Here is a 12,090-nt window from a genome sequence, read left to right on the forward strand (position 1 = left end):
GCGCCTACTCCTCGATCGTGGGCCCGCGAAGCAAAGTGAACGGATCGGGGACTCCATGGGGGCATTCCCATATCTTGAAACGGAGCTCCACCGCCATGTCCCGCGCGAGGGTTCGCACGCCCTGCACGCCCTCGACCAGATCATCGAAGACCACGGCCACGTGCCGGCTGCCCCACTCCCCGTGATACCACGCCGGCTCGATCTGCGGGCGGGGATCAGCTTCGCTACGCGTCGTCCAGGCGGGGAGCTCCTTTTCGAGCCGCATCTCGAAGGCGTCGAGTTTCTCCCGCCGAGCGTCCTTGTCCTTGAATTGTCCGTGCGGGAGCCAGAAATCGAACTCCACCGCGATCTCCGCGTGCGCATGGTCGAGTTCCATCTGGACGCGGCCGCCTCGCGCATAAAAAAGCTCTCCGAGGGCGGCCGGCATCGTCAGTGTGTGCGTGCTGTGAAAGAGCACCTGCAGGCCTGCGGCAACGACTCGAGGGGCGTCATCGTAATAGGGCCAGTCATCGTTGCGGCCTTGTTTGTTCCCCCGCAAGCCCTCGCGCTTCACCAGCTCGTCGAGGGGGGAAGGACCGTCGTCGACCCCGCCGGTACGCTCGAGCCACGCGGAATGCGCCGCGCTCACCTCGGCGAGTAGGCGCGCGACCTCCTCGGCCGTGGCCTCGTCTTTGAACGTGCCGACCAGGGTGTAGCTGCCGCTGTTGTTGCTGGCGAATGCCTGGTAAAGGTAGATGCGCATCGGAGTCATCCCATCATCGGTAATCGTTTTGGGGAGCCGTCGAGGCCGAATCCCTGCGTCCGCGCGCACCCAAGCTCGCGCGCTGGCGCGGCGAGCGCGTCTCCGTGGGTTTCCCACACGCGGAGAACGTCCTCGGCGGTCTCCGCGGGGAAACGCAGGTGATGGAAGCTGCAAGGGCTTACCTGCTTTTCACTCGTTATTACCATGAATTCACGGCCCGCGGAGCAGGGACGCCCGCCGAAGAGGCGCGGAACGGTCGCCATGCGCTCGCCCCAGCAGATGTCGAGCTTGAGCGTCGCGCGCCCCGCGAGTCCGCGCCCGAGCACGCGCGCGACGCGGGCGAACTCCGACGCCTCGGCCGGATCGAGGTGCAAGGTGTGATCCGGGCCATTGTAGGAGAGGAGGAGGATGTCCCGACAACCCGATTCCACGAGGTCGAGGACGAACGCCGTGAGCCCCGGGAGGCGCGCGGGTGTCACGAGCCAGTTCACGCCGAAACGCACGCCGCTATGGGCGAGTCGTGCCAGGATGGGTCGATGGTCGACGTCATCGTAGACCGAAAGCCGAATTTGCCCCACGTGGGGCGCGAGCGCCGCGATCGTCGTGTCGTCGAGGCGCGTACCGTTGGTCGTCAAACTGACGGAGAGCCGCGTCTCCAGGTCGAGGCGCCGCACGAGCGCTGGGAATCCCTTGAACACGAGCGGCTCGCCGCCCCCGAACGCGACCTCCAGCACGCCGGCCCGATCGAGGTCGTGCAAGAGGACGAACGCCTCCTCCGCGGTCCAGGCGCTTCGTGCCGTGACGTCGCGCGAGCAGAACGTGCAGGAGAGATTGCAAGCGTTCGTGATCGAGAACTGCACGACGCGCGGCGTGCGCATGCGAAGATGCTCCGTCTCGGGCCCCTCGCAGACGGCCGTGAGCCCCGTGCGTCGATCGAAGCAAAGGAGCGCGCCGTCGAGCGCAAAACGCCGCATCGGCGCGAGCGCCATCGGTAGCGGGATCTCGTCTTCGGGGCGCGGGAGCACACCCCGAGGCTATCCGAACGCAGGCGCCAGGGGAAGGGGACCTGGGCGCGTGAAACACCCGTGCGCTTCGGGTAAACTCGGCCTCGCATGATGGCGCCCACGCACCTCCTCGTCGCGAACCCCATGGCTCAGAGCGGGCGCAATGCGACGCGCATCGACGTCGCATTGGGCTTGCTTCGCGCGGCGGGGCTTCCCGCCCGCCTCTTGCCGACGGAGCCCGGCGGACGAACCGTGCAGGCGGTGCGGGATGCGCTCGCGGAAGAGCCTTATCGATGCGTCATTGCCATGGGCGGTGACGGTACGTTCCGCGAGGTCGCCGAAGGGCTGCTCGAAAGCCCGCGCCGGGATTCGGTTGCGCTCGGAATGCTGCCCGCGGGCACCGCAAACAACCATGGTCGGAGCTTCGGTCTGCGCGCCGGGGAGCGCGCGCTCGAGCGGAACGTGCGCGTCCTCGGGGCTGGGCGGGAGACGCGGCTCGACGCGGGGAAGCTCCATGCGATGGACGGCGCCGGCAGGACGGTCGCGCGCGCGACGTTTTTTGATTCGGTGGGCTTTGGCATCGGCGCCGCGGTGATTGCGGCGCGCAACGTGGACCGGGATCGGGTGCAGCGGCGTGGGAAGGCGTTCGCGCTGTATCGCGACGAGCTCGTGTACGCCGGTGCCCTGATTCGCACGCTCGTCGCATCGCAGAGCCCGGACGTCGATTTCGTGGCCGAGGTCGTCGCCGACGGCGCCCGCTCGGAGGCGCGGCTCACGGAACTCTTGATTCGAGGGACACGCGTCTACGCAGGGGGATGGGTGGTCGATCCGACGTCACGCCACGATGACGGCCTGTTCGAGGTGTTCCCATTTCCCACGCGACGTGATTGGCTCCGGCGCGCCACGGTGGGCCTCTCCGTCGGACCGCTCGCGCGCGCCAGGCTCATCGCGCCTACCGCGCCTCCCGGTACGCGCAGGGCTTCTCGGATCGACGTCCACTTCCGCGTCTTCGAAGGCGGCGCGCCTCCGCCTTGCCAGCTCGATGGCGAGGAGTTCCCGCGCGTTGAGCGCGCTTCGATCGAGGTCATCGCCCGCGCCTTGCGGCTGATCGTTCCGGACAAATGAGCGATCAATCCGTTTGAGGACAAAATATTTGACGCCGCTGCCCGATCAGGGAACGATGTCGTCATGTCCATGGGAGGAGGCGAGCAGACCCGACGTTCGTTCCTCGCGGCCGCGGCCGTTCTCCCGCTCTCTGCGCTGATCCCCGGCTGTCGTCGCGCGCCGTCCGCGGAGGACATGGCCGAAGACCTCCCCGAGGTGCGCACGCCTCCGCCGCGCGTGCCCAGGGCTGAGCGGCATGCGGGTGCGCGGCTCGTGTTTTACGCGGAGTCGGTCGGTATCGGCGCCGCCATCGACCGCGCGCTCGCGCGGCGGTTTGCGCTGGACACGGGCGCCATCGTGGACGTCGTCCTGCGCCCGCGTGACGCGACTGAGACATATGCGAGTTACCAGCGCCTCTTTCAGGCGCGCTCCGCCGACGTGGACGTCCTTTCGCTCGACATCGTGTGGCCCGGCATTTTCGCCCCGCATTTGCTCGATCTCGGCGCGGCGCTCGGGGACCTCGCTGCGACACACCTCGAAGCCGCGATCAAGAACGACACCGTGCAAGGACGGCTCGTGGCCATGCCCTATTTTACCGATTTTGGCATGCTTTATTACCGGAGTGATCTGCTCCAGAAGTACGGATACAGCGCACCCCCAACGACGTGGGACGAGCTCGAAGAGATGGCGCGGATGATTCAGGGAGGAGAGCGCGCGCGGAGCCGCTCGTTTGCCGGGTTCGTCTGGCAGGGCAAGGCGTACGAGGGGCTCACGTGCAATGCGCTCGAATGGATTCATTCGTACGGCGGGGGCGCGATCCTGGAGGGCCGTGAGCCTACGGTGGAGAATCCCCGGGCCGCGCAGGCGCTCGCGCGCTTTCACAGATTCGTCGGGACGATCTCGCCGATCGGCGTGACGGGATACGAGGAGGAGGACGCGCGCAACGTGTTTCAGGGCGGAAACGCGGCCTTCATGCGCAACTGGCCGTATGCGTACGCGGCCGGCAACACGAAGGGGTCGCGCATCGAGGGGCGCTTCGACGTCGCGCCGCTCCCGCACGAGCCCGGGTACGAGAGCAGCGCAACCCTGGGCGGGTGGACCCTCGGCGTTTCGAGATATTCGCGGTTTCCCGACGCGGCTGTGGCGTTCGTCGGGTATCTCTGCTCGCCCGAGGTGCAGCGCTTCCGGGCGCTCGTCGGCGGATACATCCCCACGATTCCCGCCGTGCAGAGCGATCCGGACGTCGCGCGGGTGTTGCCTTTCCTCGAGCGGGTGCGGGGAGCGACGCTGGTCGCGAGGCCGTCGAACCAGGCGGGCGCGAGGTACAACGAGGTCTCGATCGCATTTTACCAGGGCGTGAGCAAGGCGCTTTACGGGACAGACCCCAAGAAGGCGCTGGAGCAGATCGCTCGGCGTATCCGGCGCTCGTTGTGGTGAGGGGACACGGGATGAGCACGACGACGGGCGAGGCGGAGAAGCAAGCGGAGGTCGCAGGGATCCGCGCGAAGAGGCGCGCCAGGGTCGCGTGGGCGTTCCTCACACCGGCGCTGATCGTGACGGCGTTCGTGGCGCTTTATCCGCTCTGCGACACCCTGTATTTGAGCCTCACGAATACCCGGCTCGGCAGCGAGGAGCCCGCGCGCTTTGTGGGGTTGTCGAATTACGTGGAGCTTGCCCACGACGGGTTTTTCCTCGACGCGTTGCTTCTCACCGTCTTCTTCGCCGTGATCACCGTCGTGCTCGAGCTCGCCCTCGGTCTCGGCATTGCACTGCTCCTCGATGCACGTTTCAAGGGGCGCTCCGCCGTGCGCGCCGCCATGCTCGTCCCCTGGGCCATCCCCACGGCCGTGTCCACGCAGATGTGGAAATGGATGTACAATGACGTGTATGGCGTCTTCAACGATGTCCTCGTGAATCGACTGGGCCTGCTTTCCGAGCCAATCGCATTCACTGCGGACCCGAGGACCTCGCTCCCCGCGGCCGTCCTCGTCGACGTCTGGAAGACGACGCCCTTCGTCGCGTTGCTCCTGCTCGCCGGCCTGCAGCTTATCCCGCGCGAGCTTTATGAGGCCGCGCGCGTGGACGGCGCGACGCGCCTGCAAGCGTTCACGCGGATCACCCTGCCGCTCCTTCGGCCGGCCCTCCTCGTCGCGCTCGTGTTCCGGACGCTCGACGCATTGCGTGTCTTCGACGTCTTTTACGTGATGTTCGGGAGCCGGCCCGACATGCAGACCCTGGCCACGTATGCCCACGAGATCCTCGTCAGCATCTCCGACGTGGGATACGGATCGGCCGTTTCCACCGCGATTTTCCTGGTCATCGCCGTCTTCATCATGATCTACGTTGCGCTTTTCCAGCGGAGGGAGACATGAAGGTCCGGGGCGTGGCGCGGCGAGCGGCCTTCGGGATGGCCGTGGTTCTCCTCGTCGTGTATCTCGTTTTTCCATTCGGCTGGGCGCTCGTGTCCTCGTTCAAGACGAACGCCGAGCTCTTCTCGACGCCCACGCGATTCTGGCCCGAGCACCCGACGCTCGAACATTATCGTCAGGTCCTCGCGAACGACGACTTCCTCCGCGCTGCGCTGAACAGCGTCCTCGTGGCGAGTTCGGTGACGCTCGTCTCCCTCGCCATCGGCGCGCTCGCGGCGTTCGCGCTCGGCCGGTACCGCTTTCGCGGCCGGAGCATCGTGCTCTATGTGATCCTCTCGATGACCCTGTTTCCTCAGATTGCCGTCCTGGGCGCGCTTTTCCAGCTCGTCAATGCGCTCGGCCTCTACAACCGGCTGCCAGCCCTGACGCTGACGTATCTCGTCTTCACGTTGCCCTTCACCATATGGGTGCTCACCGGGTTTCTCGAAGCCGTGCCCGTCGAGATCGAAGAGGCGGCCTACATGGATGGCGCTTCCCCGTTGCAGCTCTTTGCGAAAATCATGCTGCCACTCGCGGCCCCCGGGATGGTCACGACGGGATTGCTCTCCTTCATCGCCGCATGGAACGAGCTCCTGTTCGCGCTCTCGTTCATGCAGACCCCGGACAAACGGACCGTGACCCATGCGATTCTCTCGTTCTCTGCGACGACGAGCTCGGCCTTCGAGGTGCCCTGGGGGCAGATGATGGCCGCTTCCGTGCTGGTGACGACGCCGCTCGTGCTGCTCGCGCTCGTCTTCCAGAGGCGGATCATCGCAGGGCTCACGGCGGGGGCCGTGAAGGGGTGAGCGGGCTCATTCGCTCTGCGCGAAGACTTCTCGTTCGGACCGTGGCTTCTCGTTGCCGAACCACCGGTCCTTCAATCGCAGGAACCGGAGCTCGAAGACGTGATAGGACACACTCGCGCTCGCCAGGGTACACACGAGCTGCACGGCCATCCGTACGAGGACGGACGAAGCCGGGAGGACGCGCTCGACCATGGCCTGCACGGGAAAATGCAGGACGTAGACGCCATAGGAGATACGGCCCAGGTAGGCGAGGGCGGGGTGCTCGAAGAATCGGGGTAGAAAAACGCCGCGCACCAGGCATTCGATGAGGAGCACGCTCGACACGTTGATGAGCGAGTAGCCCCAGATGTAGGCATACCCGTGTTTCAGGCCTATCGGGTATCCAATCGAGGAGCGCAGCCCTGCCGGACCGTAAACGACGAGGATCAAAAGGCCGAGGGCCAGCGTGAGCCCGAGACCCACGAGCAGCGCCCTCCGGCCGGTTCCGAAGGGAAAGAGCGACGCGAGCGCGCCGAGCGCGAAGGCGTCGACGTGCGAAGGGGTGCAGACGTAGAGCGCGATCTCGGTGTCCGAGAGAATGGACGTGCCCGACAGACGGAGGCCCTGAAAAAGAAGCGCGCGAATGAGAGGACCCGCGAGGACGAGGCCCCAGAGGACCCGGCGCAGTTTGTTCGGCTCGAGGAAATACAGAAACAGCGGCCAGACGAGATAAAACTGCTCTTCCACCGAGAGGGACCACAGGTGGGTCAAGAGCTTTGAATGCACGAACCCGGAGCCCGCATGATAAAAATTGTACGTGTAGGTCACCGCGAACGGCAGGCCGGATCGGAGATCGGGAGGAGCGACGCCGAACGCGGCCGCGAGCCCGAGCGCGAGCAGATAGGCGTAGTAGAGGGGGAAAATCCGGAGCGCCCGGCGTCCATAAAAGTTGCGGAGGTACTGCGAGAGCGGAGCCGATCGCGTGCGGTGGAGGATCTTCGTGATGAGATACCCGGAGAGCACGAAGAAGATCTGAACGCCTGCCCATCCAAAGCCCACGAGCTGCTGGTGATAAAGCAGGACCAGGACGACGGCAACGGCACGAAGCCCGTCGAGCCCGGGCAACGCCGAGCCATCGGAGCCGGGACGGTTTTTATCCAGATGCACGGCCAACGTCCGCACGGTATCCGGCATCGCGCGAGGGTGTCAACCGTCGGCTGCGTTCCTTGCTCGGGTCCGACGCGCTTGATACGCTGAATGCCATGGAATCCACGCAATCTCCTGTTGGAATCATCATGGATCTCAGTTGGGGATGCTTTTATGCCGGCGCCCTCAACGCCGTCATGCAGCTCGGAATCGCTGACCGGCTCGTGTCGGGACCGAAGACGGCGGAGGAGCTCGCGGTCGAGGCGAACGCCCATTCCTTGTCGCTTTACCGCGTCCTCCGCGTGCTCGCGTCGAAGGGCGTCTTCGCCGAGGACGATGACGGGCGATTCCACCTCACGCCGGCCGCCGATCTCCTTCGCACGGGCGTGCCTTTCTCCCTGCAAGGCACAGTGCAGCTCGGCACGCTCCCACCCACGATGGAGGCCGCGCTCCATATCCCTCATACCGTGAAGACCGGCGAGTGCGCGTTCGACGCTCGCCACGGCGTGGGGTTTTTCGAGTACATGAGCAAGCATCCGTTGATCGGCGAGGTCTTCGACAAGGCGATGGCCGGCGTCTCGGACGCGGACAACCGGGCGATCGCCGAGGCCTACGATTTCGGTGCTGCTTCGCGCGTCGTGGACGTGGGCGGGGGCCTCGGCGGGTTGCTCGTCGAGGTGCTGCGAAAATATCCCTCGGTGCGCGGCGTGCTTTACGATCGACCCGAGGTCGTCGGGCAGCCGGGGCGTATCGCGGCGGCAGGGCTCGACAAGCGCGTCGATCGCATGGCTGGCGATTTCTTCACCTCCGTGCCGGACGGCGCGGACGTCTACGTGCTGAAGCGGATCATGCACGATTGGGCAGATGATACGTGCGTGAACATCCTGATGCATTGCCGACGCGCAATGGCCGCCGGAGGGCGCGTGCTCGTCGTCGATGCGCTCGTGCCTCCAGGAAACACGGATCACCCGAGCAAAGCGCTCGATCTCTGCATGCTGACCGTCGTGCCCGGCCGCGAGCGCACCGAGGCCGAATTCGCAGCGCTTTTTCTGGCCGCCGGGCTGAAGATCGCCCGCGTGATCCCGACCGCGAACTCCATCGCCATCGTGGAGGGCGTCGCGGCCTGACGTCGTACGCGCGCTTGTGTGTCGACGCACGGGCCATGGGACCTTGGTCTCATGGCCGGCCTGTATGGGGCGGGCTACAACGGGCGTCACGGGGCCCGAGCGCCCCGGATCCCATGAATGATACCAAACGCGTTTCACGTAGCTTCACCCCGAGCGGTTTTGCGAGCGTCCTCCCGTCGTACAGCCGGTCCGAGGAGGAGGGCGCCCCGCGCTCGGGAAGGGGCAGCAGCGGCCTCATGAGGCGTACGCGTGTCCTCGTCATCGACGACGACACGAGGTTCGGCGAGAGCGCCGTGCAGAGGCTCGCGGAGATGGGCTTCGAGGCTCGATTTCACAACGGGCCCGTGGGCGTCCTTCAGGCCATACGCGACATGCGCTGCGACCTCGTGCTGCTCGACGTGAACATGCCGAAGCTCGACGGTTCGATCGTGATCCGCATGATCCGCGATTCGATTGGGCTCGGCGAGGTCCGCGTCCTGTTTTGCAGCAACATGGAGGCGAACGTGCTCGCTCGGATGGCGCGATCGCTGGGTGCCCATGGGTCGGTGCCGAAAGACGTCACCGACGAGGGCTTCGTCGTCGAGCTACGCGCGGCGCTCCAGAGGCGCTCCTTCGTGTAGGTGTCGTGATCAGGTCGCGCCGCGCTTCGAGCGCGTGGAGGCGCGCCGGAGCACCATCACCACCGCAGTCGCCACGGCTCCGAAGCTCGTTTCGAGGCCATCCCGCGAGCTCGCCGTCGTGCAACTCGCACAGCCGCCCTTGTGCACCCCGCCGCCCGCGACCTTCGCGTCTCCGTCGCCGACCGACACGAATGCAGCCGGGCCGCCGCCCGCGCCGCCGCAGGGCGGATGCGCGGGGGGTCGCGTGGGCGAAGCAGGCGACGAGCCGGGGCCCATCGGCGCTGGGGTTGTGGTGGCGATGGGGTTCCTCGCGCTGCGGCTCGTCCGGCGGCGAACGGGGCGTTGAACGTTACCCGCGCAGGCGCTCGCCGAAGAAGGCGAGCACGCGGTCGAGCGCCTGCCGCGTGGGGTGACCGGCTTCGTCGACGAGGTCGTTCGTCACGACCGAATGGGCGAGCCGCTGGATGCCCCAAGTGTTGCCCGGGCCCGAGTCGATTTCAATGGATTCGAGCGCGGGGCCGAGCTCCTTGCGCAGGGACACGAAGCGCTCGCCCGGGCAAAGAGGGTCGTGCGTGAATCGCATCGCGAGGACCTGCGCGCCGGACGCGCATCGCTCCTTCACGGTGGCGAGATCACGCTCCGAGATGTGCATGCCCGCGCGTCGCGCCGCGCCGAGGCCGAGCGGGAGCGACGGCTGGCTGAGCACGGGCGCCGCGACCGACGGATCGACCATGAGCGCGAGCGCGAAATTGCCGGTGATGCACATGCCGATCGCGCCGACGCCCTTGCCGCCGAGCTCGGCGTGCACGTGGCGGCAGAGCGCGCGCAGCCAATCGACGAGGGGGCTCGATTCGTTCGCCGCGAGTACCGCGAACTCGCGCGAGATGCACGCGCGCGCGAGCTGAGAGGCCGCGTAGGCGGGGGTGGGCGGTTTTCCGGGCGTGCCAAAGAGCTGCGGCATGAAGACCGTGAATCCCTCGGTGGCGACGCGCTCGGCGAAACGAATGACCTGGGGCGTGATGCCGGGAATCTCGCTCATGACGACCACGCCGGGCCCGCTGCCGCGGCGGTAGACGTCCCGCTCGGCGCCGTCGTGGGTGAAGGATCCGCGCTTGAAACCGTCGAGCTCGATGGACATGGCCGCGGATGGTAGCGCGAGCCTCGGCCCGCCGACAAGCGAAAGGCCTCGTCGGCCCGAGCACTGCTCAATGGAGGGCCTTGACCGCCTTCTGGTGCACCTCTTTGCGATTGCGAACGACGGACGGTGATTCCGAGGGCATGGGGGTGGCCATGCTGTCGTCCGAGAATTCGTACTCGTAGCCCGAGGGCGAGGGCGACGGAGGGGCTGGGCGATCGGCCTCCGGCATGTCCTTGGCCACGGACGTCATGTTCGCCGCGAGTTTTTCGAGCTCGGAGCTCGGCGTGCGCTTCGATTGCGCGAGCGCCGCCGCGGCGCCTTTTTCGAGGAGCCCGCGCGCGTGCACGTACGAGCCCTGCTTGCCGAACTCCAGCGCCTGGAGCGTCGTCGCGGAGGCCTCGGCAAGCGCGGCCGAGAGGTCGACCGCGGGGTTCTTCGCCTTCGCGACCTCGCCCTCGTCGAGCGTGGTCCGCGCGCCGAAGTAAAGGCGGCGTTCGAGGCGGCCGGCCTGTTCGAGCGCGTCGTCGAAGGTGAGCACCGCGTCGAGCAGCTCGATCGGCACGTTCGCCTTTCGAGGCGTCACCGTCATTCGAACGACGACGTCGCGGGTGTCGCCGCGCACGATGTCGCCGAGCGGCATGGAGGCGGCGCTCCCAGGCGACATCATCTGCGTCCCGACGATCGCGTCGATCCGCACGCCGGGGCCGGGGTTCAGGGTCACGGAGGCCTGGCGGCCGTACACCGTGTCGAGGCGATCGAGCTCCTCCCGGAAGAAGCCGGCGAGTTTGTCTGCGCTCTCGATGTAGCTGTATCGCCCGCCGGAGAGGTCCGCGAGTCTCCCCATGAGCGTCTCGTCGTAATCGAGCCCGAGCCCGAGGGTCGTGACGGCGACGCCGCGGTCGGCCGCGCGCTTTGCGGTGTATTCGAGGTTTGCCGCCCGGTTCGGGATCCCATCGCCGAGGAGCACGACACGGTTCACGCCATTCGGATTGTGATTCGCCAGCACCTGGTCGAGCGCGGTCTGGAGCCCGTCCGCCATTTCGGTCGTGCCGCGCGCCTCCATGGCCGCGATGCGCTGCCGCGCCTCTTCGCGCACCTCGGCGTCGAGCTCGGTCGACGGGACGAGCAGCTCGGCCTTCGAATGAAATACGACGACCGCGAGCCGATCGCCGTCCTTCAGCGCGTCGATCACCTGGAGGCTCGCGCGGCGCGCGGCCACGATGGCTTCGCCCTCCATCGAGCCCGAGGTGTCGATGGCGAGCGCGACGTTCACGGGGCCACGCTCGCGCGCGGGACGCGCGGCCGTGGAAATACGAAGCACGGCGTAGACCGTGCTGTCCCCGTTCGCGAGGAGCAGGGGCGAACCGAGGAGCGCCTCCACGCGGACGGCATTGGGGTCGCGCGCGCCGGTAGGCGACGCGGCCGGCCCGCAGCCGAGGACGAAGAGGACGGCGGCAACGAGGAGGAGGGGTATCGACGTGCGAAACGCGAGATCTCTCATGGCGGACTCCGAAGACTGCCTAAGACGTGCGAAGCCCCGGGAAGATTTGGCGGCGTGATCGAGGCGCTGCGCTCCGTCGTGACAGGCAGGCCCGCGCGGCGTGTGTGCTGGGACGTACTCCGCCTCGTGCCCTCCGCGCAAATCGGGTAGGCTTTCGCCATGGTCTCCACCGTTCATTGCCCGAACTGCGGGGCGCCTGCGCAGGCAGGCAGCGCCACCTGTTCTTATTGCCGCGCCGTCCTCGCCTGGCCCGGCGCGCCCGCCGGCGCGGCGCAGGCGAGCGGGCCCAGCGGGATGCCGGCCGGGGTCGTCGAGGCGCTGCGCGCCGGCAACAAGTTCGAGGCGATCCGGCTCTACCGAGAAGCGCGAAAATCCTCGCTCCTCGACGCGAAAAACGCCGTGGATGCGCTGGAAAAGCAGCTTGGCCTCGGCTGAGCTCGGCTTTGGCGCTAGATCCTCCGTGGGGCTTGATCGAACGGATGACGTCCGTTATGTTGGACGACGTCACGCTTTGT

The 12,090-nt window shown here is 67.0% G+C and carries 13 protein-coding genes; 7 read left to right on the forward strand and 6 right to left on the reverse strand.

Annotated elements, in window-relative coordinates; genetic code table 11:
• Positions 1 to 4 precede the first annotated feature (4 nt).
• A complete protein-coding gene (locus POL67_RS03795) occupies positions 5 to 742 on the reverse strand; it encodes a hypothetical protein (protein ID WP_271915658.1) in 738 nt (245 codons plus the stop codon).
• Between the two features lie 5 nt (positions 743 to 747).
• Positions 748 to 1,767 carry a radical SAM protein gene (locus tag POL67_RS03800; protein ID WP_271915659.1) on the reverse strand — a complete coding sequence of 340 codons (1,020 nt, stop codon included), beginning with the start codon at positions 1,765 to 1,767 and terminating at the stop codon, positions 748 to 750.
• An 87-nt stretch (positions 1,768 to 1,854) separates the two neighbouring features.
• Between POL67_RS03800 and POL67_RS03805 the strand changes: the two genes are divergently transcribed.
• From POL67_RS03805 to POL67_RS03820, 4 genes are all read left to right on the forward strand, one after another.
• Positions 1,855 to 2,871, forward strand: a complete 1,017-nt coding sequence (locus POL67_RS03805) for a diacylglycerol/lipid kinase family protein (protein WP_271915660.1) — start codon at positions 1,855 to 1,857, stop codon at positions 2,869 to 2,871.
• Positions 2,872 to 2,934: 63 nt separating this feature from the next.
• Positions 2,935 to 4,287, forward strand: coding sequence for an ABC transporter substrate-binding protein (locus POL67_RS03810; protein ID WP_271915661.1), 1,353 nt, complete (start codon positions 2,935 to 2,937; stop codon positions 4,285 to 4,287).
• Between the two features lie 11 nt (positions 4,288 to 4,298).
• Positions 4,299 to 5,222 (forward strand): carbohydrate ABC transporter permease, encoded by a 924-nt coding sequence (locus POL67_RS03815; RefSeq protein ID WP_271915662.1) that lies wholly within the window; start codon positions 4,299 to 4,301, stop codon positions 5,220 to 5,222.
• A complete protein-coding gene (locus POL67_RS03820) occupies positions 5,219 to 6,064 on the forward strand; it encodes a carbohydrate ABC transporter permease (protein WP_271915663.1) in 846 nt (281 codons plus the stop codon). The genes POL67_RS03815 and POL67_RS03820 overlap by 4 nt, the downstream gene beginning before the upstream one ends.
• Positions 6,065 to 6,070: 6 nt before the next feature.
• Here the strand turns inward: POL67_RS03820 and POL67_RS03825 are convergent, their stop codons facing one another.
• Positions 6,071 to 7,237 (reverse strand): acyltransferase family protein, encoded by a 1,167-nt coding sequence (locus tag POL67_RS03825; protein ID WP_271915664.1) that lies wholly within the window; start codon positions 7,235 to 7,237, stop codon positions 6,071 to 6,073.
• Positions 7,238 to 7,338: 101 nt separating this feature from the next.
• On the opposite strand from POL67_RS03825, the gene POL67_RS03830 reads away from it, so the two are divergent.
• Together POL67_RS03830 and POL67_RS03835 are read left to right on the forward strand one after the other, a co-directional pair.
• Positions 7,339 to 8,316 carry a methyltransferase gene (locus tag POL67_RS03830; protein ID WP_271915665.1) on the forward strand — a complete coding sequence of 326 codons (978 nt, stop codon included), beginning with the start codon at positions 7,339 to 7,341 and terminating at the stop codon, positions 8,314 to 8,316.
• A gap of 236 nt (positions 8,317 to 8,552) precedes the next feature.
• The gene (locus POL67_RS03835; RefSeq protein ID WP_271915666.1) at positions 8,553 to 8,936 is read left to right on the forward strand and encodes a response regulator; all 384 of its coding nucleotides are present in this window, start codon (positions 8,553 to 8,555) and stop codon (positions 8,934 to 8,936) included.
• 9 nt (positions 8,937 to 8,945) lie between these two features.
• Here POL67_RS03835 and POL67_RS03840 read toward each other — a convergent pair whose 3' ends face one another.
• From POL67_RS03840 to POL67_RS03850, 3 genes are all read right to left on the reverse strand, one after another.
• The gene (locus POL67_RS03840; RefSeq protein ID WP_271915667.1) at positions 8,946 to 9,212 is read right to left on the reverse strand and encodes a hypothetical protein; all 267 of its coding nucleotides are present in this window, start codon (positions 9,210 to 9,212) and stop codon (positions 8,946 to 8,948) included.
• Between the two features lie 73 nt (positions 9,213 to 9,285).
• On the reverse strand, positions 9,286 to 10,074 hold the full coding sequence (locus POL67_RS03845) for a dienelactone hydrolase family protein (protein WP_271915668.1): 789 nt from the start codon (positions 10,072 to 10,074) through the stop codon (positions 9,286 to 9,288).
• A 67-nt stretch (positions 10,075 to 10,141) separates the two neighbouring features.
• Positions 10,142 to 11,575, reverse strand: a complete 1,434-nt coding sequence (locus tag POL67_RS03850; protein ID WP_271915669.1) for a vWA domain-containing protein — start codon at positions 11,573 to 11,575, stop codon at positions 10,142 to 10,144.
• Positions 11,576 to 11,734: 159 nt separating this feature from the next.
• Here POL67_RS03850 and POL67_RS03855 point away from each other — a divergent pair, with 159 nt between their 5' ends.
• Positions 11,735 to 12,010, forward strand: a complete 276-nt coding sequence (locus POL67_RS03855; protein WP_271915670.1) for a zinc ribbon domain-containing protein — start codon at positions 11,735 to 11,737, stop codon at positions 12,008 to 12,010.
• The last annotated feature ends 80 nt before the right edge of the window (positions 12,011 to 12,090 follow it).

The organism is Polyangium mundeleinium, from assembly GCF_028369105.1.
GTDB classification, from domain to species: domain Bacteria; phylum Myxococcota_A; class Polyangia; order Polyangiales; family Polyangiaceae; genus Polyangium; species Polyangium mundeleinium.